Annotated in this window: 6 protein-coding genes; 3 read left to right on the forward strand and 3 right to left on the reverse strand. The window is 33.5% G+C overall.

Going from position 1 to position 26,789, the window contains the following annotated elements:
* Positions 1–11: 11 nt before the first annotated feature.
* Together BKH42_RS02505 and tkt are read right to left on the reverse strand one after the other, a co-directional pair.
* Positions 12–2,279 (reverse strand): PD-(D/E)XK nuclease family protein, encoded by a 2,268-nt coding sequence (locus tag BKH42_RS02505; protein ID WP_095294537.1) that lies wholly within the window; start codon positions 2,277–2,279, stop codon positions 12–14.
* Between the two features lie 61 nt (positions 2,280–2,340).
* Positions 2,341–4,281 (reverse strand): transketolase, encoded by a 1,941-nt coding sequence (tkt, locus tag BKH42_RS02510; RefSeq protein ID WP_095294539.1) that lies wholly within the window; start codon positions 4,279–4,281, stop codon positions 2,341–2,343.
* A 202-nt stretch (positions 4,282–4,483) separates the two neighbouring features.
* Between tkt and BKH42_RS02515 the strand changes: the two genes are divergently transcribed.
* From BKH42_RS02515 to BKH42_RS02525, 3 genes are all read left to right on the forward strand, one after another.
* Positions 4,484–5,917, forward strand: a complete 1,434-nt coding sequence (locus BKH42_RS02515; RefSeq protein ID WP_095294541.1) for a hypothetical protein — start codon at positions 4,484–4,486, stop codon at positions 5,915–5,917.
* Positions 5,914–6,528 carry a penicillin-binding protein activator LpoB gene (lpoB, locus tag BKH42_RS02520; RefSeq protein WP_095294543.1) on the forward strand — a complete coding sequence of 205 codons (615 nt, stop codon included), beginning with the start codon at positions 5,914–5,916 and terminating at the stop codon, positions 6,526–6,528. Before BKH42_RS02515 ends, lpoB begins: the two co-directional genes overlap by 4 nt.
* Before the next feature lie 64 nt (positions 6,529–6,592).
* Positions 6,593–7,468 carry an LPP20 family lipoprotein gene (locus BKH42_RS02525; RefSeq protein WP_257874237.1) on the forward strand — a complete coding sequence of 292 codons (876 nt, stop codon included), beginning with the start codon at positions 6,593–6,595 and terminating at the stop codon, positions 7,466–7,468.
* 100 nt (positions 7,469–7,568) lie between these two features.
* Here BKH42_RS02525 and BKH42_RS02530 read toward each other — a convergent pair whose 3' ends face one another.
* Entirely contained in the window at positions 7,569–26,714 is a 19,146-nt protein-coding gene (locus BKH42_RS02530; protein ID WP_095294546.1) for a hemagglutinin repeat-containing protein, read from the reverse strand.
* Positions 26,715–26,789: the final 75 nt, after the last annotated feature.

A 26,789-nucleotide genomic window follows, 5' to 3' on the forward strand; every position in this document is an offset into this window, starting at 1 on the left:
AAAAATCTTCTTTATATGCAACAAATATCAACATAAGGGCAATATCTGCAGTTCTTTTTATCTTGTGTGATCTCAAAGTCTATTTCTTTTTGGAATATTTTTAGCTCTTCTATTAATAGCTCCTTTTTATCCTCAAAAGATTCTTCTTCTATTAATTTTCCGTTTTTGAGATCATAAATATACCCCTTTATTTTTCCTTCATATCCTAAAGATCTTGCTCCATAATCATAGATTGAGAGTTGAAAATCACTATTATCTTCTTTTTTTGGATTTACTCTGAGATTGGATTTGAATTTATAATCAATCAAATAACAGATATCCCCTAGTTGATCTATCCTATCTATACGTCCTAGAAAATTAAAACCCCCTATATTTGCATGAAATTCTTTCTCACAATCAAGCACAACGCATCCATCTGATGCTCTTTTTTGTTCTGTTGCCCAAAAATCTGCTAGTTCAAAAGTGGCTATCTCTAACTTGAGTTTATCAATTCCATTATTGGTTTTAACTTGATGGATATAGTCTTGAACATTTTTTTTAATATTATCTATATTGGGAGTTTTACCAATAAAGGGTTTGTAGGCCAAATTCAATGCTTGATGTAAAATTGAGCTTATTTCACCGCTAGATTCTTTTGGTGGTATAAGTTTTTGTATATAAGCATAATAAAATCTTCTTTTGCAAGAAAAAAATGTATTGAGTTTTGAAGCTGAAAAAACAAAATCTAAGGGTATCTTATCAATAATTTCTTCTTTTTGATAAATTTTTTCCTCATTGATAGGAAAAATACTGTATCTCTCTTCTCCATCAATAATTTTTTGGCTCAAATCAAGTTCGTCAATCATCTTAGAATGGGGATTGCTTTGAGTATTTGTGAATGTAAGATCAATTTTACGAGTATTTTTAAAAATTTGTAAATAATAGTGCTTTTGCAAATCTTGTCTATCTTTTATGGTAGGAATTTTTAATGATTTTCTAATGGCGGTATTCAAGAACATATCACTATCTTTGTAGTTGGGAACAAACTGGTCATTAAAATCTACAATTATCACAGCCTCAAAGCTTAAGCCCCTAGATTCTAAAACGCCCATCACTCTAATTTTTCCACCACTCACATCATTAATACGAAAATTCAAAAAATCACTTAAATACAGCTCTAAAGTCTCAATATAAGAAAATTCATCAAATATCTTCCTGATTTTTTCATAAGATGCAATGAGTTCATTATGAAAATTTATCAAAATTGATTTATCACGAGCTAGTTGCAAAGATTCATTTGTTAGTTCTAAAAGCCAATCTAGACAATGTTCTTTTATTTGCACTGGACTTTCTTTTATTGATCTGAGTTTTTCTTTTAAAATCTCTATATAGTGAGATTCTTCTATGTTCTTGCCCATAGCTAGATTCAAATTGTTGTGTCTATCTAAAAGTTTGAGATACTTTGCAAAATCTTCACTTGGAGTAATAATAGCTACTTTTTGAGGATCTATACCTGAACTTAACCATTCATTGACTCGTGCAAAGACCAAAGCACTCTGAGATAATCTTGAACCAAAACCAAAAACCTCTATCTCACCCATATCCTTCGCAGGTTCTTTTGTAATGATTTCAGAATTTTCCAAATTGATTTTATAATCAAAATTGCTCTGAAGAGAAATATTTAAAAAATCAAAATGAGAAAAATTATATCTATCAGTTCTGATATGCAAAAAAACAGGCACTATCTTAGAGATTTTGAGTAAAATTTCTCTCTCTTGTGTGGATAAAAAACCATCTAGATAAAACTCCACAGAAGATATATTTTCGAAATATTCACCCAAAACTTCATAATTATCTCCTACTAAAGTATCATAAAATCCATACTCTCTGAGTTTTTGATGATATTTTTCACCAATACCAAAAATCACATTCAAATATTCTTCATAATCTCCATATGTATCTTTTAAAGGAATTTGTTTGATATCTATTAAAAACGAAGCCATCTCATCAAAAAAATTAAACAAAAAAGAGCTGCTTTCTAAATAACCTAAAAAGCTCTTTTCAAACACCAACTCAGAAGTTAAATTTTCAATATTTGCTATAGTGCTTAATAAAAAAATCTTGCGAACATTCTTTGGAACAACTCTGGCAAATGGCACAAACACTATCGTAGAAAAAAATTCCCCTGCCCCCATTGCCTGAGGTAAAAAACCATCTCCTAATTCTTGGTAGAATTCATTAGCATATCTTTGGGTAGAAAATACATATAGGGGAGATTTTTTTTCAAAAAATTCCTTCAAATTAGATCCCTTTATTTGGCCTTTTGATTATTGTAGCAAATTTATTGGTTTGGTAATATTTTTAAGAATATCCTAGTAATGCCTTTGCCCTAATGATAATATTTTCAGGACTGAAGCCATAATGCTTGAATAATTCATCACCTTTTGCTGAACTTCCAAAGCCCTCCATACCGAGCACATCATCGGCAAAAATATACCACTCAATTCCTCTTGAAGCCTCTATGGCCAAAACCTTTGTATCTCCAAAAAGAGAACTGATATATTCTTTATCTTGAGAAATGAGCAGATCATAACAAGGTACGCTCACAACTCTAGTTCTAATTCCTTCTTCTTCTAATTTTTTTGCTCCTTCTAGTGCGATATGCACTTCAGATCCACTAGCTAGAAGTGTTATTTTTGCTGAAGGAGTATCTCTTAGAATATAACCGCCCTTAGCAACTTTTGCTTCCACAATAGGATTTAAAACAGGTAAATTCTGCCTAGACAAAATAAATGCACTCGGACCATTTGCTTTGAGTGCTATTTGCCAACAAGCAATGTTTTCATAAGCATCAGCAGGACGAAATACACAAAGATTAGGAATAGCCCTTAGATGAGTGAGTTGCTCAATAGGCTGATGAGTTGCTCCATCTTCTCCCACTCCAATGCTATCGTGTGTGAAAATATAAAATAACCTCGCCTTCATGATAGAAGCTACTCGAATGCTCGCACTCATGTAATCACTGAATACAAAAAATGTTGCACAAAATGGTAAAAATAATCCGTAGTTTGCAAGCGCATTATTGATTGCTCCCATAGCGTGTTCGCGTATGCCAAAATGTAAATTTTTCCCGTTAGGAAAATCTCCTTCTCCTTCTAAGTGCGTGTTGTTAGAAGGTGCAAGATCTGCACTTCCACCGATAAAACCCTCCAAGGCTTGTGAAATCGCATTTAAAATCTTTCCATTGCTCACTCTTGTAGCTAAACTAACAGAAGATGAAAAATCAGGGTAAGAAATATTAGCAAAATGAGGATTCTTCAAATCGCAGATCTTTGCTTTTATATCCTCTGTAAGCTCATCTGACCAAATTTTTTGTGCCAATTCACCTCTTTCTAATACATTTAAAAAGCGAATTTTTACATCTGAAGAAATTGCAAATGTAGCATTTTCATCAAAACCTAAAGCCTTTTTGGAAACCTTGATAATTTCTTCCCCTAATGGCGATCCATGTGATTTGTGAGAACCTTCCAAGCCTATTGCATTTTTAGCAATTCTTGTATTGGCTATGATAATGGTTGGTTTATCAGATTTTTTGGCATCTATGAAGGCGTTATTAATGGAAACAAAATCATGTCCATTGCATTTTAGCACCTTCCACCCTTGAGCAATAAATCTTTGACTCACATCTTCACTCATTGCGACATCCAAACCACCTTCTATGGTGATAGCATTACTATCGTAAATCACAATTAAATTATCAAGCTTATGATGTCCTGCAATAGAAGAAGCTTCATAACTGATGCCCTCTTGAAGATCTCCATCCCCACAAAAACAATAAACCTTGTGATTGATGACCTCTTTCCCTAGAATCTTTTGTGCATATTTCGCACCCATGGCAAATCCCACTGCATTAGCTACCCCCTGTCCTAATGGACCTGTAGTAATCTCAACGCCTTCTGTATGACCAAACTCAGGATGGCCAGGTGTTTTTGAGCCAAATTTACGAAAAGACTTCAGATCCTCTAAATCTAAATCAAATCCCCATAAGTGAAGTAAGCTATACACCAATGCACTGGCATGGCCTCCGCTAAAAACCAACCTATCACGATTGATCCAATCAGGATCTTTAGGATTAACATTGATGTGCAAAGAAAGGATACAGGCAATATCTGCTAATCCCATTGGAGCTCCAGGATGCCCACTATTTGCGGATTGAACCATGTCAGCACATAAAAAACGAATTGTATTGGACATTTTCTCAAGCATCAGAAGATCATCTGGTTGTATGAATGGGGGGTACATTTTGGCCTCTATTATGTTGAACTTTATGATGTGGCAATTTTGCCCTTTTTTACTTTATAGATAGCTTTATTCTTAAACTCCTGCAATAGCTAATAAATAGATTATCTATTAGAAAAATAGCAATTTTTTGATAGTAATTGAAATTTAAGCTTTTTTGGGATTCAATAACAGAGTTAAAAAAAATCTTTAGAAAAGTTCTATAATGAAAAATTTTTATGTTTCCTTAGTTTTTATTTTTTTCCTCTTATTGACTGGATGTTCCTATCAGGGGAATCTAAATACCTTTGATACACTCTATTATAATCAAAATGAACAAAAAGCTTTTGAATTCTCAAAAAAAATGGCTCAAAACAATCTTTTATGGAAAATCCAAAGTGGCGTGAGTGGTTACATGGCCGGGAAATACAAAGAATCAATGTCTATTTTAGATGCCGCTGAAAATCTAATAAACAAAAACCAAGCACAAGGATTTTTCTCAAGTTCCCTTAGCAATGTGGGTGCAACTCTTTTCAATGATAATATAAAAAGCTATCAAGGAAATCTCTATGAAGGCGTTCTTATAAACTACTATAAAGCTCTTAATGCATTGATGATGGATGATGATTTAAGAGCAAGAGTTGAGTTCAATCGTGCCAATGATAGGCAAAGAAGAGCAAAGGATTATTATCAAAAAGAAATCCAAAAAGCACTAAAAAATCAAGAAGAAAAATACAAAAAAGATCCTAAAGCAAAACAAGTTGATCAAAATGTTTCAAGTGATAAAATTGACAACATCTTGAATTCTCAATATTCAAATCTGAAACGTTTTGCGATATATGATGGTTTTATCAATCCTGCAATATCGTATATTTCAGGATTATATTTTTCTTTACAAGGAGATTTTAAAGGAATAGATCTGCTCAAAGAAGCTTATGGAATCAATCGCTCCAAGCTAATTGCTGAAGATATGATCTTGTTTGAAAAAAAACAATACATGAAGAAAAAATATACTTGGATTGTAATTGAAGATGGCAAGTCCCCTACAAAAAAAGAATTCAGCATCAATCTACCCTTATATCTTATAAGCGATCAGGTGCTCTATTTTGGATTAGCGTTACCCCAATTAGAAGAGGGCTCTAGTTTTTATGATTCATTTGATATGATAGACACAAAAGGTTCTAAAAATTTTGAAGAAATTTCTCTTATTGATGGCGTTATTGCGAATGAATTTTCCAAACAACTACCTTATATCATCACTCGTGCTATTATCTCTGCGGTTTATAAAGCTTCAATGCAAAGTGTTTTAAAGCAAATATTAGGGGGTTATGGAGCTATGGGTGGAGCTCTTTTTTCAGCAACTACAACTGCAGCTGACACAAGAATCACCACGGTATTTCCACATAAAATATGGCTAAATCGAGTGCAAAATAATGAAGAAAAAATAACCATAAAAGCCAATCAAAAAGAAATACTTGAAATCAAACTTATCAATTGTAATGCCAATAAAGCTTCTTTTGATGACCCAACACAAAATCCAATCTTAAAAAACAAAGAAAAAAAAGAATACACCGTATGCAAAAATACCAACAATCTTTTATACATAAGAACAACAAAAAATAATATAATACCTAAATTAATCATAGGAGAAAAAAAGTGAATGTAAAAATACTCAATACAATAACCTTAAGTGCTCTCATCTTTGTTGGATGTGCGGACAAAATCAAATATATTGATACAAAGGATTCCAAAGAATACACAAGCATAGGACTTGATTATCACGATATCGAAGATGCTGCAAAAAAAAGTGTCCAATCCTTGCTTCAAAGTGGTTATGTAAAAAATCTTGCTACTGAAAAAAAACCAAAGGTTCTAGCAATTTCTGATGTCATAAATGATACAATGCAAAATTTTAGCACAGAAGAACTCACCCGAAAAATAACTCGAGATATGCGAAATAGTGGAAAATTTATCCTCACAATGGCAATGTCAGGGAGTGGTGGAAGCACTGATAAAATGTTACAACAAGCCCGAGAAGCAAGAACAAATAGCGAATTCAATCAATATACTGTGCAAGAAAAAGGAAGTCTTATTGCCCCAGAGTTATCTCTCTCTGGAAAGATTGTTCAAAGGAATACAAAAATAGGCTCAAAACAAAGAGTGGATTATTATTTCTTATTGACGCTCACAGATATTAAAACAGGTCTTGTAGTATGGGATGATGAAACCAATATAATCAAACTAGGCAAAAATAAATCTGTTGCTTGGTGATAAATTGATACTGAAAAATTTAATATATTTTTTTATTGCACTATTTTTTGTTGCTTGTTTCAGGTTGGAAACCATTTCATCTCCACCAAAATGGTTTCTCTCTATAACTAGGGATAATGTCTTTTTGTACGGAAATGGTAGTGGGGATAGTCTTGAAAAATCTAAACAAAATGCCATCAACGATCTAGCATCAAGTATAAAACTCAAAGTGAGTTCAAATACCAATATTTTAAACTCACAGGATAATCAAAAACAAGACTCAAAGATCTTACAAGACATTAAAGTTTCTATAGAGACAATAGAACTTCAAAATATAATACTCACGCATACTGAATATAAAAACAAAGTGTATTATTCTCAAATCAAAATATCCAAAGATTTGCTTGTTCGAGGTCTAAAAAATCAATACCAGAATTTATATGAACAGCTCAAAGACTTTAACCCTAAATTTTGTAAGTCAATCTCAATCAAAGATAAGAATATCCTTGAAAATCTCCTAGAACAAGCAAATTCAACAGCTCAGAGTATTCAAGCACTTGATTTTTCCTCAAAAGTTGCATCATTAAAAGCTTATGAAAATATGCTAACTCAAAATTCTCCCCTCCCAAAAGCAAAACTAGTTTTTTCCCCTCAAAGCGACCCTGATGCAGTAAAAATGTTGAGTTCAGAATACGCAAAATTCATACAAAATACAGATGAAAAAGATGTCCAAACTATTTATAATAAGATCGCGATCAACACAGATCAAAAAGAACAAAAAATAAAAGCTTCTCTTGAGGTAAATATCAATGATTGCAACAATCAAACGATTTTTTACATACAAGTCCATAGCATAGAAAACAACAAAGAAGATGCGTTGAGGCGTTTAAAGATTCAGCTTTACAAAAAACTAAAAGAATATAAAGAAAATAATCAGGAAGGGATTCCCAATATCTCGTAATACGTATAAAACAAATTTTAAAATTGATTTAATGCAAATACTATGAAATTCTAGGGAATTAAATAGAGGCTCTAGGCCTCTTAAAAAGTCTTGATGTCTTTCAATCATCAGTTTTATTATGCTTGCTACGTTCAGATTCTATAGCTCCAACAATCTCAGGAAGCTTGAATGGATTTTCAATTACTTGCTTTTTGATTGTAAATTTTAAACCAGGATGCGATCTATAATTTTCATAAACATACCTCAGTTCTTGTGAAGTTATGGAATTATAATGTTCATGCTTAGGATCATAAAGATCCTTCAAGCCTTCCAAATCGACTTCCTGAAGCCAATTAGTGAAATAACCATAACTTGTCACTATGTTATCTAAGTTGAAATAAATCTTTCCACCCGAGTCTAAAACATTCTTAAGAACATTAATAGTTTTAGCAGCAAAAAACATGTTCCCATCTTCAGAGAAAAAATGTTTCATATAAATATCGAATAACTCCTTTTGATGAGGATGAAGATTTCCAGGATCTGTTCTCGTATCTATGGCATCACGCAATTCTTCTAATTTGTAAGTTTTTATCAAATTTTCAATAACACGCATTCCCATTTTAGCGATATGTGCATTATCAATAGCTCTTAAGACTTCTGGATCGGCTAATAGTTGTTCAAGAATTTGTGCATTATCTTCTTTTGGAATAGCATTTATTCCTTCATCTCTAGAAGTTTTCACAGGTTCTTTATAATTCAAAATCTCTTCTTTCATTAAAGATGGATTTCCAGCAACTACGGTTTCAATAAAATCATAAAATCTTTCTCTTTTTTCTTTATTTAGATTCAAATTTAAAGCATCAAGATATTCATCAGCCAAAACAGGTCTTTTTTTAAACTCCTCACTTGGTACTTTTTCATATAAGATGTATCTATCTGAACTCAAACCATACACAAGTGCTATATTTCCAAAACTAGCTTCACCATCAAGAATGGATTCAAGATTCATATTGCGCGTAGGCAAATGTTCAATAACGTAAGAATCAACGCCTTCTGGGTTTGCTTGGAGATAAAGATCATTAGTGGTATCCCGATAGGATATCACACTGATATCATTAGGATTGGATTTCAAATCTTCAACATCATAAGAGTCTTTATTTTTTCTAAAAAAGTTTTTGATTTTTTTAGCTAAAGATTGCTTGGATGAAGAAGGATTTCCAGAAGCATTCTGGGCTTCTTGATTAGCTAAAGAAGGGTTTGTAGAAACTCCCTGTGCTCCTTGCAATAATGAAGGTTCAGGATTGTTGTTAGCAGCAACTGGGTTTGCAGCAGCTCCCTGTGCTCCTTGATTTATCTCTCTAGATGGAGCAAAGTTTTGTTGATCAGGCCCTTCAGAGTATTTAATAACAAATGTTTCTTCAAATCCATTATCGTGGTCTGAAGGATGATTGCTAACACTAGCTGGATTTGTGGAAAATCCCTGTGATCCTTGTAATGATAAAGGTTCAGGATTGTCGTTAGCACTAACTAGATTCTCCTGAGGTGTTTGTGGTAGTTCAGGGGCTCTAAATGAAGGACGAGTCATCACGCTATTTTTAAATACCTCTTCTATCTCTCCAGCTTGAGTAATGGCTTCTTTTTCTAAAACCTGATGATTAGCCAACTTAACATCATCAACTGTATAGTCAGCATAAAAACGATAATTCAAATCAATCAACGAAAGATAGTCTTTGGTATTTTGCGTGAATCCAAAATTCTCCATATTTGTAACAAGAAAATCTTGTTGTTTATGAGTCATCTCATGAACAATGGCATTTAAAAAATGTAAGGCAACCTCTTCTGGAGTGTAATTTTGACTTGAAAGGTAAGCTTTTAGATAATTCTGAGGTGCAGGAATATGAATATTATTAGTATGAGGATCATACAGAGCATGCTCAAAGTTTTCTGAAAAAACAGCATGTGTTTTTGTGATATTAAAACCTTGATTAGCTAAAACGCTAGAATAGTTTTTGATCGCTTCTTTGGCCAATCCTTCATAATGATCCTGATTTAAAGGATCAAAATTTCTGACATAGTTTTCGATTTTAGGATTATTCATTATCTTTTGTTCTAAATTTGCATAAATAGCACCTTTAAGATCTCTATATTCTTTAGAATCTGGTTTATTAAGAACATCATCTGCAACGTTTGAAAACAACCGAATAAAGTCAGTTTTTAGCCCCTCTCGTTCTTCATTTGCTAAAAGAATTGGATTTCTTCCAATAGCATTGAGCAAATCAGCACTTTGAGATAAATCCAATTCATGAATATTAGACGCACTTCGATCAAGCAGGTCTTTTAAATCTTTCACATCTCCTTCAGATAATTTATTTTCTCTATCCATAGGAACTCTAGGAGGTATTTCTTCTCCCATATTTTGAGATTTATGTAAATCATTTTGATGGCTAACTAAAGCTTGTTGTTCAGAAAGTACAAAATCTGATTTGGGAGGGAGAGGTTCATGGTTTTGGTTAGAACTCTTGTAAGATATAGTTTGGACATTACTATCGGTATCAGAATTCAAATCCTTAATATCATAAGAACCTTTATTTTTTCTAAAAAAGTTTTTGATTTTTTTAGCTAAAGATTGCTTGGATGAAGAAGGATTTTCAGAAGTCCCTTGTGCTGCTTGTGCTCCTTGTAATAATGAAGGTTCAGGATTATTACTAGCACTAGGAGGATTTGTGGAAACATTCTGAACTTCTTGATTGGATGAAGAAGGATTTGTGGAAGCTCCTTGTGCACCTTGAATTATATTTTTAATAGGATTTGGAGCAAAATTTTGTTGCTCAGTACTTTCAGAGTATTTAATAACAAGTGTTTCTTCAAATCCATTATCGTGGTTTGAAGGATGATTGCTAACACTAGCTGGATTTGTGGAAAATCCCTGTGATCCTTGTAATGATAAAGGTTCAGGATTGTCGTTAGCACTAACTAGATTCTCCTGAGGTGTTTGTGGTAGTTCAGGAGCTCTAAATGAAGGACGAGTCATCACATTAATTTTAAATCGTCCTATTATATCTTCAGCTTGAGTAATGGCTTCTTTTTCCATGATCTGACGATCAGACAAATCAGAACCATCCGTTTCATATTCAGCATAAAATTTATAATTCAAATTAAGCAAAGAAAGATACTCTTTAGTATTTTGCGTGAATAGAGGATTATCCATATTTTTAACGAACAAATCCTGTTGTTTATGGGTCATCTCATGAACAACAGTATCTAAAAGATTTAAAGCAACCTCTTGTGGAGTGGGGTTTTTATTTTCTATGTAAGTCTTTAGATAATTCTCAGGTGTAGGAATATTAATACTATTATTAGAAGCCCGATAAAAAGCATGTTGAATGCTATCTGAAAAAATAACACGTATCTTTGCAGTATTAAAACCTTCTTTCTTTAATGCTTGAGAATAATTTTTAATCGCTTCTTTAGCTAATCTTTCATAATGTTTTTGATCTGAAGGATCAAAATTTTTGACATAGTTTTCGATTTTAGGATTATTCATTATTCTATGTTCTAAGGATTGAGAAATAGCACCTTTGAGTTTTCTATAATCTTGAGATTCTGGTTTATTGAGAACATGATCTGAAGCATCTGAGAGTAAGTCAATAAAGTCAGTTTTTAAACTCTCTCGTTTTTCATTTCCAATAAAAACTGGATTTCTTGCAATCGCATTAAGCAAATCAGCACTTTGAGATAAATCCAATTCGTGAATATTGGATGCACTTCGTTTAAGTAAATCTTTTAAATCCTTCACATCTCCTTCAGATAATTTATTTTCTCTATCCATAGGAACTCTAGGAGGTATTTCTTCTCCCATATTCTGAGATTTATGTAAATCATTTTGATGGCTAACTAAAGCTTGTTGAGAAAGTACAAAATCTGATTTAGGAGGGAGAGGAGGTAGAGTGTCATGAACTCCATTAAGAGGCAGAGCATCATAAACTTCACTATAAATAGGATCATTATGAGCTTCATGAGAAGGTAGGGCATCACGAACTTCACTATAAATAGGATCATCATGAACTTCACTATGAGGCTTATTCACAGAAACTCCCTGTGCTCCTTGTAGTGCAGAAGATTCAGGATTGTTGCTAGTACCAGTTGAATTTGCATCAGTTCCCTGTGCTCCTTGTGCTAATGAAGATTCAGAATTCTCATTAGCACCAAGAACTGGATGTTCTGATTGAGGACTTTTTTTAGCAAATATATTTCGTAATCTCTCAAGGAATGGCTTTTTTTGCTTGGTATTTTTAGTTTCTGCTAAATCCCCTAGATTATCGCTAGAAGGATTCTCTCTGATGAAACCTGCATATTTCTTCATCGTTTCATCACCATGTTCAAAAGCTTCTCTTTCTAGAATCTGGCTTCGATACAAATGATAACCATCTTTATTTCCATTTGCATAAAATTTAAAATTCAAATCAATGATAGAGGCATAATCTTTAATATTTTGAGAAATATCAGGATTGTCCATATTTCTAACAAGAAGATTTTGTTGCTTGTGAGTCATCTCATGAACTACTGCGTTTAGGACATGTATACCAACTTGTTGTGGAGTAGGATTTTCATTTTTAAAATAGCTTCTTAAATAATTCTCGGGTGTGGGAATATGAATATCATCATTGGTTTGAGTATAAAATGCATCTTTAATATTTTCTAAAAAATGAACATTCGTCTCTGTAGTATTTAGTTTTGCATCCTTTAATGCATCAGAATAATGAGCAATGACCTCTTTAGCTAATCTCTCATAATGTTCTTGATTTGAAGGATCAAAATTTCTGACATAGTTTTCTATTTTAGGATTATTTATTATTTTTTGTTCTAGATTTGCATAAATATCTTTCCTAAGGTCTTTATAGTCTTTAGCTTCTGGTTTATAAGGGAAATTCTCTCCAACTTCTGAAAGCAATTCAATCATGTAATGCTTTAGACTTATATCATTGCTGGCATGCTCACTTTCTTGATTGTTTATAAAAATTGGATTTTTTGCCACACCATTGAGCAAACCAACACTTTGAGATAAATTCAAATCTTGAATATTAAACACACTTCGATCAAGTAAATCTTGTAAATCCTTCACATCCCCTTCAGGTGATTTATTTTCTCTATCCATAGGAACCCTAGGAGGTACTTCTTCTCCCATATCTGCAAATTTATGTAAATCATTTTGATGTTTAGCTAAAGCTTGTTGAGAAAGTACAAAATCTGATTTTGGAGGCAAAGGCTCATGGTTTTGGTTAGAACTCTTATAAGATGTAGTTTGGACATCACCATTAGCATCAGGATTTAAATCTTTAACATCATAAGAGCCTTTATTTTTTCTAAAAAAGTTTTTGATTTTTTTAGCTAAGGATTGCTTGGATGAAGAAGGGTTTTCAGAAGTCCCCTGTGCTGCTTGTGTTCCTTGTGTTCCTTGTAATAATGAAGGTTCAGGATTGTTGCTAGCAGAAGCTAGAAGTTCTGGTTCAGGCATCATTGAAATTCCACTATCTTGAGAACTTTTTTTAGTAAATACATTTCGTAATCTCTCAAGCAATGGCTTTTTTTGCTTAGTATTTTTATTTTGTGATAGATTCTCTGGATTATCACTGAAAAGATTGTCTCCAAACAAATATGCATATTTTTTCATCATTGCCTGACCCTGGTTAAAAGCTTCTATTTCTAGAATCTGACCTCGGTACAAATTATAACCATCTACATGCCCATTTGCATAAAATTTAAAATTCAAATCAATGAGGGGGGTATAATCTTTAATGCTTTGAGAAATTTCAGGATTATTCACATTTCTAATAAGAAGATTTTGTTGTTTATGGGTCATCTCATGGACTACTGTGTTTATGAGGTGTAAGCCCACTTGTTGTGAAGTAGGTTCTTGATTTTTAAAATAACTTTTTAGATAATTCTCAGGTGTGGGAATATGAACACCATCATTAGATTGGGAATAAAATGCATTTTTATAATCTTCTGAAAATTGCACACTTGTATCTGTAATATTTAGTTTTGTTTCCTTCCATGCATCAGAATAATTAGTGATCACTTCTTTGGCTAATCTTTCATAATGTTTTTGATCTGAAGAATCAAAATTTCTGACATAACCTTCTATTTTAGGATTATTTATTATGTTCTGTTGTAAATTTGAATAAATAGCATCCCTAAGAGCTTTATATTCTGCAGCTTGTGGTGTATAAGGAAAATTCTCTCCAACTTCTGAAAGCAAGTCAACCACATAGTGCTTTAGAGTATCTGGATTATCGGGATACTGAACTTCTTGATTATTTATAAAAATTGGATTTTTTACTATTGTATTGAGCAGATCGACACTTTGAGATAAATTCAAATCTTGAATATTAAACACACTTCGATCAAGCAAATCTATCAAATCCTTCACATCTCCTTCAGGTGATTTGATTTCTCCCTCCATAGGAACCCTAGGAGGTACTTCTTCTCCCATATCTGCAAATTTATGTAAATCATTTTGATGTTTAGCTAAAGCTTGTTGAGAAAGTACAAAATCTGATTTTGGAGGCAAGTTTTCATGAACCTCACTATGAGGCTTATAAGATGTGGTTTGGACATCACCATTAGTATCAGGATTTAAATCTTTAACATTATAAGAGCCTTTATTTTTTCTAAAAAAGTTTTTGATTTTTTTAGCTAAGGATTGCTTGGATGAAGAAGGATTTCCAGAAGCATTCTGGGCTTCTTGATTAGCTAAAGAAGGGTTTGTAGAAACTCCCTGTGCTCCTTGTAGTGCAGAAGATTCAGGATTGTTGCTAGTGCTAGGAGGATTTGTGGAAGCTCCATGAGGTGCTTGTGCTCCTTGAATTATATTTTTAATAGGATTTGGAGCAAAATTTTGTTGCTCAGGACTTTCAGAGTATTTAATAACAAGTGTTTCTTCAAATCCATTATCTTGGTTTGAAGGATGATTGCTAGCTGGATTTTCCTGAGGTGCTCCTAATAATGAATATTCAGAATGATTGCTAGGTTCAGTTGGATTTGTAGAAACTCCTTGTGCTCCTTGCAGGAAAGAAGGTTCAGGATGATTAGCACCAGTTGGATTAGCATCGCTTCCTTGAGGTGTTTGCGGTAATTGAGGAGCTTTAAATAAAGGACGACTCATCACGCTATTTTTAAATACCTCTGCTATACCTTCACCTTGATCAGAGGCCTCTTTTTCCAGAATCTGTCTATTAGCCAAATGAATACCATCGGTTCGAAATTGAGCATAAAATTGATAATTTAAACGAACCATAGAGATATAGTCTTTGGCATTTTGCGTGAATAGAGGATTATCGATATTATGAACAAAAAACTGCTGTTGTTTATGGGTCATCTCATGAACAACGGTACTTAAAAGATGCAAGGCGACATCTTGTGGAGTGGGGTTTTGATTTGGAAGGTAAGCCTCTACATATTTTTCAGGTGTGGGAATATTAATACTACCTTTAGGATGATAAAAAGCATTACCAAACTGATCTGAAAAAACAGTCTGTGTATCTGTGATATTAAAACCTTGATCAGCTAAAGTACTAGAATAGTCTTTGATCGCTTCTTTGGCTAATCCTTCATAATGATCTTGATTTAAAGGATCAAAATTTCTGATATAGTTTTCTATTTTAGGATTATTCATTATTTTTTGTTCTAAATTTGCATAAATAGTACCTCTAAGATCTTTATAATCTTTAGAACCTGGCTTATTAAGAACATCATCTGAAGCATCTGAAAGCAAGCCAATAAAATCATTTTTTAGCCCCTCTCGTTCTTCATTTGCTAAAAGAATTGGATTTCTTCCAATAGCATTGAGCAAATCAGCACTTTGAGATAAATCCAATTCGTGAATATTGGATGCACTTCGTTTAAGTAAATCTTTTAAATCCTTCACATCTCCTTCGCTAGTATGTGAATCGTTTTGATGTTTGATCAAAGCTTGTTCAGAAAGTACAAAATCTGATTTAAGAGGGAGAGGAGGTGTTTCAGAAAGCTCGAATGAAGGATGATTCATTACGCTATTTTTAAATGCCTCTGCTATATTTTTACCTTGAGTAGAGGCCTGTTTTTCTAGAATCTGATGACTAGCCAAATCAAAACCATGCACTAGATAATTAGCATAATAATTATAATTTAAATCCATTAGAGAAAGATAGTCTTTAGTATTTTGCGTGAATCCAAAATTCTCCATATTTGTAACAAGAAAATCTTGTTGTTTATGAGTCATCTGATAAACAATATTATTTAAAAATTGTAAGGCAACTTCTTGTGGAGTGGGATTTTGATTTGAAACGTAAGCCCTTATATATTTCTCAGGTGTGGGAATATTGATACTATGATCATCTAAGGAATAAAAAATATGCTCAAAAACGTCTGAAAAAACAGTCTTTGTATTTGTGATATTAAAACCTTCATCAGCCAAAGCTTTAGAATAGTTTTTGATCACTTCTTTAGCTAATCTTTCATAATGATCTTGATCTGAAGGATCAAAATTTCTGACATAACTTTTTATTCTAGGACTACTTGTTATATTTTTTTCCAAAGAGTGAAAAATAGAATCTGTAAGATCTCTATATTCTTTAGAATCTGGCTTATTAAGAACATCATCTGCAACGTTTGAAAACAACCGAATAAAGTCAGTTTTTAGACCCTCTTGTTCTTGATTTTTTATAAAAACTAGATTTGTTCCAATTCCATTGAGCAAATCAGCACTTTGTGATAAATTTAATTCTTGAATATTGGATGCACTTCGATCAAGCAGGTCTTTTAAATCTTTCACATCTCCTTCAGATAATTTATTTTCTCTATCCATAGGAACCCTAGGAGGTACTTCTTCTCCCATATCTGCAAATTTATGTAAATCATTTTGATGTTTAGCTAAAGCTTGTTGAGAAAGTACAAAATCTGATTTAGGAGGGAGAGGAGGTGGAGTGTCATGAACTTCATTAGAAAGTCCATTACGAGATAGATGAGCATAAACATCATTATAAAGCAGATCATCATGAGGTTCGCTATGAGGTGAAATGCCACGAACTTCATTAGAAAGTCCATTACGAGATAGAGGAGCATAAACATCATTATAAAGCAGATCATCATGAGGTTCAGTTGGATTTGTAGAAACTCCCTGTGCTCCTTGTAGGAAAGAAGGTTCAGGATGATTAGTACCAGTTGGATTAGCATCGCTTCCTTGAGGTGCTCCTACCAATGAGTATTCAGAATGATTTGCATCAGTTGGTTTTTTTGGTTTTGATACCTTTGCATATAGTGCAGAAGGGTCACTAACAGGCTGCTCTTGATGAGCTTCACTAGAAGGATTTGTAGAAGTATTCTGAGCTTCCTGATTGGATGAAGAAGGATTTGTAGAAACTCCCTGTGCTCCTTGTAGGAAAGAAGGTTCAGGATGATTAGTACCAGTTGGATTAGCATCGCTTCCTTGAGGTGCTCCTACCAATGAGTATTCAGAGTGATTAGCATCAGTTGGTTTTTTTGGTTTTGATACCTTTGCATATAGTGCAGAAGGATCAGGATTGTTGCTAGCTGGATTCTCCTGAGGTGCTCCTAATAAAGAATATTCAGAATGATTGCTAGCTGGATTCTCCTGAGGTGCCTGTAATAAAGAATATTCAGAGTGATTTGCATCAGTTGGTTTTTTTGGTTTTGATACCTTTGCATATAGTGCAGAAGGGTCAAAATTCTCATTAGTACCAGTTGGATTTGTAGAAACTCCCTGTGCTCCTTGTAATAATGAAGGTTCAGGATTGTTGCTAGTGCCAAGAACTGGATGTCCTGGTTCAGGTATCACTTCATATAAAGGATCAACATTCTCACTAGTACCAGTTGAATTTGCATCAGTGCCCTGTACTCCTTGTTCTAATGAAGGTTCAGGATTCTGAACTAGATGTTCGAATTGAGGATTTTTTTTAGCAAATACATTTCGTAATCTCTCAAGGAATGGCTTTTTTTGCTTGGTATTTTTAGTTTGTGCTAAATCGCCTGGATTATCACTAGAAGAATTTCCTCTGATGAAATCTCCATATTTCCTCATCGTCGTGTTGCCATGGTCAGAAGCTTCTTTATTTAGAATATTATTAGGATCTAAATGATGAGCATCTTTATTGGCATTTGGAGAAAACTTAAAATTCAAATCAATGAGGGAGGCATAATCTTTAATATTTTGAGAAATGTCAGGATTATCCATATTTTTAACAAGAAGATCTTGTTGTTTGTGAGTCATCTCACGGACTACTTCATTTAAGACATGTAAGCCCACTTCTTCTGGAGTAGGATTTTGATTTTTAAAATAATTTTTTAGATAATTCTTGGGTGTGGGCATATGAATATCGCCATCATTTGGAGAATAAAATCCATTTTTAATATCTCCTGAAAAATGAACATTTGTATCTGTAGTATTTAGTTTTGCATCCTTTAATGCATCAGAATAATGAGTGATTAATTCTTTAGCTAATCTCTCATAATGTTCTTGATTTGAAGGATTAAAATTTTTGATGTAATCCTCTATTTTAGGATTATTCATCATCTTTTCTTCTAAATTTGTATAAATATTCTGCCTGAGCTCTTCGTAGTCTTCAGCTTCTGGTTTATGGGGGAAATTCTCTCCAACTTCTGAAAGCAACTCATTCATATAGTTCTTTAGACTTCCATTACTGTTACGATGCTCATTTTCTTGATTGTTTGTAAAAATTGGATTTTTTGCAATCGCATTGAGTAGATCATTACTTTGAGATAAATTCAAATCTTGAATATTGAACACACTTCGATCAAGTAAATCTTTTAAATCCTTCACATCTCCTTCAGATGATTTATTTTCTCTATCCATAGGAACCCTAGGAGGTACTTCTTCTCCCATATCTGCAAATTTATGTAAATCATTTTGATGTTTAGCTAAAGCTTGTTGTTCAGAAAGTACAAAATCTGACTTAGGAGGGAGAGGAGGTGGAGTGTCATTAGATTCACTATGAGGCGAGGTGTCATGAACTCCATCAAAAGGTAGGGCGTCATAAACTTCGCTATAAGGTAGAGGACCATAAACATCACTATGAGGCAGAGCATCATGAACCTTACCATAAGGCTGCTCTTCATGAGATTCATTATGAGGTAGAACTTCATGACCTTCACTAGAAGGCTTATGGGATGTCATTTGCATATCACTATTAGCATCAGAATTCAAATCTTTAACATCATAAGAACCTTTACTTTTTCCAAAAAAGTTTTTCATTTTTTCAGTTAAAGATTGCTTGGATGAAGAAGGATTTGTAGAAACTCCTTGTGCTCCTTGTAATAATGAAGGTTCAGAATGATTAGCATCAGTTGGGTTTGCATCAGTTCCTTGAGGTGCTCCTAATAAAGAGTATTCAGAGTGATTACCATCAGTTGGTTTTTTTGGTTTTGATACCTTTGCATATAGTGCAGAAGGGTCAGGATTGTTACTAGCTGGATTTTCCTGAGGTGCTCCTACCAATGAGTATTCAGAGTGATTGCTAGGTTCAGTTGGATTTGTAGAAACTCCCTGTGCTCCTTGTAATAATGAAGATTCAGAATGATTAGTACCAGTTGGATTACCATCGGTTCCTTGAGGTGCTCCTAATAAAGAGTATTCAGAATGATTAGCATCAGTTGGTTGTTTTGGTTTTATGACCTTTGCATATAGTGCAGAAGGATCACTAACAGGCTGCTCTTGATGACCTTCAGCAGAAGGTAGGACTTCATGACCTTCACTAGAAGGCTTATGGGATGTCATTTGCATATCACTATTAGCATCAGAATTCAAATCTTTAACATCATAAGAACCTTTACTTTTTCCAAAAAAGTTTTTCATTTTTTCAGTTAAAGATTGCTTGGATGAAGAAGGATTTGTAGAAACTCCTTGTGCTCCTTGTAATAATGAAGGTTCAGCAGGCTGCTCTTGATGACCTTCACTAGAAGGCTTATGGGATGTCATTTGCATATCACTATTAGCATCAGAATTCAAATCTTTAACGTCATAAGAACCTTTACTTTTTCCAAAAAAGTTTTTCATTTTTTCAGTTAAAGATTGCTTGGATGAAGAAGAATTTGTAGAAACTCCCTGTGCTCCTTGTAATAATGAAGACTCAGAATGATTAGCATCAGTTGGGTTTGCAGAAACTCCCTGTGCTCCTTCAAGTCCACTTGACCCATTCTCGCCAGGTTGAATAGGTCCTAAAGGAATAGATTCACCATTATTGTTTAATGAATCATTATCATTGTGTGGATGATTATTGTGAGAGCCTAAGATCTCTTTAGCTCGATTAGCATCAACAGTAAAACCGATATCTCCGCCTGTGAAGGACTCGCTTGAAAGAATTACGTTCGTTTTTTGAGTATCACTATAGATATCCTTAACAGAAGAAGACTGTGATCCATTTATAGAAACCCCTTCTTTAGCATTGGTGTTAATGTTAATTGCACTATGAAGTTTTCCTTCTTGTTTTGAATGATCAGCTATGCTGATTTCACCCCCAAAATTACCTGTCAATCCTCCAGATAGGTTTACATTTCCCCCACCAATGTCCTTATGTAAATCCAAATCTGAAATATTAAGTTTTCCTCCTACGTCAAATGACCCTTCTTGGGCTTTAGAATCCAAAACAGCTCCCTGAAGATTTGCATTTCCTTTGACATTAACATTTAATTTCCCTTTAGTGCTAATACCAGCTTGAACACCCACGCTTTTGGAGTTTTCATAATGATATCCAGCACCTCCGTTTAAGGAAAAATCCCCCTTACCAATAGTGTTGGTTGCTAGACCTAAAGAAACAGTCCCGCCTAAACTTGCATTCGCACTCTTAGAATTTTTAGAATCGATAACACTTTGAATATTCAAATCGCCACCTACTTGAATATCTGCAGTTCCAGCATCAATTCTCCCACCAATAATGCTTAGATCTCCCTTAGAAGAAAGTTTAGCCTGATCTTTAATATCGAAAGTTGAAGCTTGATAAGAGGTTTCATTATTTTCATTATAAGAAACATTTACATTCCCTCCAACTCCAATATCAGTGTTACTTCCCCATAAAGCTGAATAACCTGCTGATTCATAGAGTTTCCCCATAACCCCCAAAGAAAATCCTTTTTCTTCATTGGTGCTCTTTGCAGCCATAATATTAATATCTTTTGCCGAGTCAATATCTAGCGAATTTCCTTTAACTGCAACACCGGTTAAATCAACATTCCCCTTGGTGCTTTGGAGCAAAATATTGCCCCCTGCAGTTATTTTTGTGATATTTTCGGAAGTTTTATGAGAATCTTGATGGTTTATTTTAAAATCACCCTGTTGAATTGAAGTAGCTCCCACCAAATCATTAAATATAAGATTTGTCACTGCTCCTGCAACTCCTGCAGCAACAATTCCTGCATTAAGTTCTTTTCCATTACCAGCTTTTGTTGCAACGTCTGAAATCATATTCACTGCATCAGTGGTAGTACTAATCACACTCTGTTTTGCTGAAATACTAAAACCTGTAGCACTAGTTGTAGTCTGATCAACATACTTAGTGGTTTTAATAGAAGCAGCTTTTAAGATAATATCTTTGGATGAATCAAAATCTGCACCCCCAATATCTGCGGAACCTTCAACAACAGACCCTATATTGCCTCCCGCTTTGATGCTTGAATTTGTATAATGCACCTGATCGGTTTTTTGAGAGTTATAACTAAATTCCAAACCAACATCCATAGATGCTAAAAGATTCATTTGTGGTTTCTCAGGAAGCGGATTCTTTGGATCAAAGTTATTATCAATCTTGGCAAAATTCTGTCCTGGATTTATTCCAAATCCTGCAGAAACTCCATAACCCATCACTCCAGCACTTACCGAACCAACAATTCCAAAACCATAAGATGTGCTCTCCTGGTGAAGGGTATTTTTTCCAGCTTCAATCTTTAAATCTTCCTTACTGTTAAGGATGACATCCCCTTTTCCTCCATCAAGACTAGATCCAACAATATGGATACTTTTTTGGGAATCAATAAACAATCCCTCACCAGATTGTATGGAAGACCCTGAAGAAAGGGAGGCAGATTGATTTTCAAAACTTGCCTGTACTCCAAGAACTTGCCCAGATAGATGAGAAGAATTCGAAACAGAAGTATTTTGAAAATCTAAAATATCAACCTTGCCTCCTGCTGATAAGACTATCTTTTTATCTGCTTTAAGGCCTGAGGATTGAATCTTCAAATTCTGATTGGTTTGAATGTTGATATTTCCCAAAGCTGAAATAAGGCTACCTTGAGCCTGATGTAATTTTTCACTTATGTTTGTTTTCGTGGAGTATTCATACATTCCAGTATTTTCATTTAGACCACTAAAAGAAATATTAGTTTTTGTATCAACATTTTTTGTGCCTGGAATAATATTAATATTTCCATCTGAAATCAGATTGACGTTTCCTTCTTTTGAATTCTGCGATAAGAAAGAATTTTTGATTGTAATGCCTTCAGCGGCCTTAAAATTAATATTGGCTCCCTGTATGATTGAGCCAGTACCCATAACTGTTTTACTCACCCAAGAAGAGTGTGTATTTTGATTATTTTCTTGTTTATAATCTACTTTTTTTATCGTCTGATCAAGAATTTGAATCAGACCATTATCTGAAATTAAATTAATTTTCGAATCTTTTCCATCAGAATAAAGTGCAGAATTTTGAATCTTAATATTCTTTTGAGTCTGAATATTAATGTTTCCTCTAGATGAAAGTTTAGCTTGATGCAAGGTTTCAAAATTTCCAGCTTTAACAATACCTAACTGGCTCTGAGATGTAAAACTCTTCGCACTAATTGCAATATCGCCCCCTGAAATCGTCCCACCAATATTCTTCACATCCTCATTAGCTTTTATAGCTAGGGTGTTTCCTGCTTGAATATCAGAAAATTTATTTTGAAATGTGCCTACATCTAAAAACATATCACCTGAAGAAGCTATATTTGAACCCTCAGTAACATCGTTTTTCTTAAAAGATGTATTTTTAGAATAATACAACTGTGGAACCAATACATCTTTTCCATTGATTTTCTTATTGACATACCAAACAATATCTTTATGAAGTTTTGAAACCTGTTCCTCGGTCAAAGGTTTACCAACAACCAATCCAAGATTTTTTTGCTCCAAAACGGCATTATCTAGCAAATCTTTTACATCATTAGCACTTAAAGAATTGCTATAACCTAAATTCTTGGTAAGTTGTTGATCTAAAAGTCTATTTTCATAATAAGCATCCCCAATAACAGAGATGGGCTTATTGGGAGCATAACCTATTTGAGTGAAAAAATACTTGGAGCCATAAAATTTACTCATATCAACCAAGTCTGGTCTAGTCTCAATGTAATAGCTAATTTTTGAGTTCAGGTCATTACCATTTATATCAACTGATTGAGGCTTAACTTCAACATGCTTGCTTAACTGCAAACTCAAATCATTGTCATTTTTGGGTTTAACTTCAACAGGGTTGTTTGTTTTTGAATTGAGTTCATTGTCATTTTTGGGTTTAACTTCAACAGGGTTGTTTGTTTTTGAATTGAGTTCAGCACTATTTACATGAACTGATTGGGTTTTAACTTCAACAGGGGTGCCTATCTGCAAATTCAAATCATTGTCATTTTTGGGTTTAACTTCAACAGGGTTGTTTGTTTTTGAATTGAGTTCAGCACTATTTACATGAACTGATTGGGTTTTAACTTCAACAGGGGTGCCTATCTGCAAATTAAAATCATTGTCATTTTTAGGTTTAACTTCAACAGGGTTGTTTGTTTTTGAATTGAGTTCAGCACTATTTATATGAAATAAAGGCTTGTTACCAATTTGTAATATTTCTTCCTCACTCAAACCCGCAGATTGTAAAACTTCTCCATTGAAGATCTTTTTGTCTTTAAGAGGTTCTTGATTTTGGGGTTTAGGAGAATCTGAAACATCCTGAGGAGTTTGAGCATTACTAGCATCAAAATTTTGAATATCTTTTAAATTTGCCTTGATATTATTAATATCTGCTTTGATTTCTTGAATTGAACCTGTAGAGTTATAAACAGCCCCTCCAAGAATACTGATATTGTTACCAGCAATAATTTGAGCGGGATTTTTAGGAGTGAAGAGCATCTTTGCATTTTCATTAAAATGAAGTTTTTTAGGGTCGCTTTGAGAAAGCCAATCACTTCCAAAAGCTTTCGCCATAAGGAATCTAAAAAGATCATTTTTTCCTGCTAAATCTTTTAGCAATCCAAAATAACCTGCATTATCATCATTTGAATTTTTTGCTTTATCTAAAATTTGCAAAGGATCCCCATCTCCAAGACGATAAACAGTGTTGCTTCCTCCAAAATATGTTGGCTTTGCTTCTACCCTATTAATAGAAAATTTCCTCAATAAACTTGCAACATCATATTGCTTTTGAGTTGTCGTATTATAAACATTACCCTTGATAAAAATGTCTTTGGATGCACTAATCACAGAGTCGTTGTTATTTACATCAGCGTTGTTATCTCCAAATCCAATATTAATATTACCTCCAGATCTAATAAGTGCTTGTTTATTTTCCAAATTATTGATGATTCTATAGGCAAGATAAGATGCGTTAAAATTTCTGTTTCCAAAATAATCTTTTTCAAAATAATAGTGCAACCAACCAATGGAATTAATATTTTCAAAATCAATACTTCCAGAAGTTTTTGCGTTATTGTTCAAATTCTTAACAAAAAGCTGCATATCTCCGCCGGAATTTATCACACCCATATTATTATTGATTGTAGTTGCCTTAAGAGACATTTCAGATTGGGCATCTATAAAACTATTTTCGTTGTTGGTTATTTCATCAGATTCAATAGTGATATTTTTTCCAAAAAGATAACCTCCAGAATTATTTAAAAAAGCTTTTGAATTTAAATAAAGATCATTTTGAGAAGCCAAAAGTATATTAGGATCGTTATAGATGGTTCCAGTAGCCTTCAATCCGATTGAGCCGACATTACTAAAGTCTTTTTTAATGAAAATATCTCCACTGCTTTCAATCAATAATCTCATATTGGCCATAACTTTTCCAAATCCAGAATCAATATCTACCGACCCGCCCTTGATACTTAAAATATTATTGCTCTCAAGCACACCATCATTGTTGTGAAAAAATTCGGAGAGATTTTTAGAAGCATCCTTAAAAGTTAAAAATAACTGATTTTGACTCTGAATACTTCCACTATTATTCAAATCTAGAATCTTCAATTGTGCGTTAGAAGTACTAATTTTAGAAGTATTGATTAATCTTTGAGCATCTAGGCTTAGAGTACCTACTTGCATGTCTCCTTTGTTTTGAAGATCATCTGCATTTAAATCTGCAGTATTAGCAACGAGTTTGCCTTCATTAGAAAGATTTTTAGTTGATACACTTAAAGAACCTACTTGCATCTCTCCTTTATTTTGAAAGCTATCGGTGTTAAATGTTCCTGTATTAGCAACAAGCTTTCCTTCATTATCAAGGTTCTTGGTTTTTACATTCAAAGAATCTGCTTCAATTCCTCCAGAAGAGAGAGCTTTTTCAGAGGCTTCAAGTTTAAGATCGCCTGAAGAGAGTGTTCCAGCATTTTCAAGTGTAGCAGTTTGAATTAAAAGATTTTTAGAAGCAATGCTACCTTTATCTTGATTGTTAATATTCTTTGTTTTTAAATTCAAAGAAATTGCTTGCATGTCTCCTTTGTTTTGAAGATCATCTGCATTTAAATCTGCAGTATTAGCAACGAGTTTGCCTTCATTAGAAAGATTTTTAGTTGATACACTTAAAGAACCTACTTGCATCTCTCCTTTATTTTGAAAGCTATCGGTGTTAAATGTTCCTGTATTAGCAACAAGCTTTCCTTCATTATCAAGGTTCTTGGTTTTTACATTCAAAGAATCTGCTTCAATTCCTCCAGAAGAGAGAGCTTTTTCAGAGGCTTCAAGTTTAAGATCGCCTGAAGAGAGTGTTCCAGCATTTTCAAGTGTAGCAGTTTGAATTAAAAGATTTTTAGAAGCAATGCTACCTTTATTATTAAAATAACTAGATTCATTTAAAGAAGTCATATTAATTTTATCAAAACCAATTATTATTCCTTCATTAGATAAATTTATCATTTTTAAATCAATATTTTTTGCCTGCAAATAAGAGGTTTTTAATTCCATCCCTAATTTTTGTGCAATCTCAGGATCAACTGTCCTGACATTATTTAATGAATGAGCTTGAACTTTAAGTCCTTCATCGGCAACGACAACTCCCTTATTTGTAAAATCACCAGAAGTTTGCAAATCAATATTTTGAGCCAACAACCCGCCAGTGCTTATATCTCCTTTAGTATTAATAACGATATCGTTCGCACTTTTAATCACCCCAGAGTGTCGTACCCCTACCCCTTCTTCGGTACTAATGAAATGAATATAGCCTACATACATAGATCCAAGCATATTTCCATCAATAGAAAGTTTGGGCTTTTCTGAAGCAGACTGGAGGCTACGATTGATGATAGGATTTTTCATATCTACTGTCAATTTAACGTCATTCAAACCAGCAATAAAGTTCACATTTTTAATTGGACTTCCATCAAGCTTTGCAATATTTCCTGAAAGTTCCATACTTCTAGAGATTATAGAGAAATAGTCTCCATCTATTCCTAGTCCACCTTCTAAAATATCAACATTTCCTCTTCTAACTAAAATTTGTTGATTAATATTATCAATAAGTCCCGTAGTTAGGGTGACTCCTGAAGCATTAATAAAAGATGCACCATTAACAACAATACCATTCTCATTAGCAATCATGACATCTGCATTTTTGCCAAATACTTCAATAGTCCCCTCTAAAGAAGTATTTTTATTAGATAAAACTTCGTTGATAATCAATTTGGCATTTGAGGAAATATTTGGATTAGCACTTACATAACCGCCCGTGACCGATACCCCATTTGATTGCGAATTATTCAGAATAACTCCATTTTCTTTGGCTACATCAAAACTTTGATATTTGTTATGTGAAATACCTTCAGAGTTTGGATTTACTATATTAACGACATCTCGCCCATTTGCAGAATGATTCATTTGAGGTGCAAATGGATCATTCATCAAAGGCTGAATATTATTTCTAGGCCTTAAATCTGCTGCTGAAAGATTCACTGCACACGTAGAAAGAATCTGGGTCAATGTGATTGATAAAGATAAAAATCTTTTAAAGGGGAATTCTAAATTCATTTTCTGCTCTTTCAGGTTAATTTTTGATGGAATGATACAATATTTTTTACTAATAAAAAAAACATATTTGATAGT

This window comes from Helicobacter sp. 13S00482-2 (genome assembly GCF_002272795.1).
In the GTDB taxonomy this organism is placed as follows: Bacteria; Campylobacterota; Campylobacteria; order Campylobacterales; family Helicobacteraceae; genus Helicobacter_J.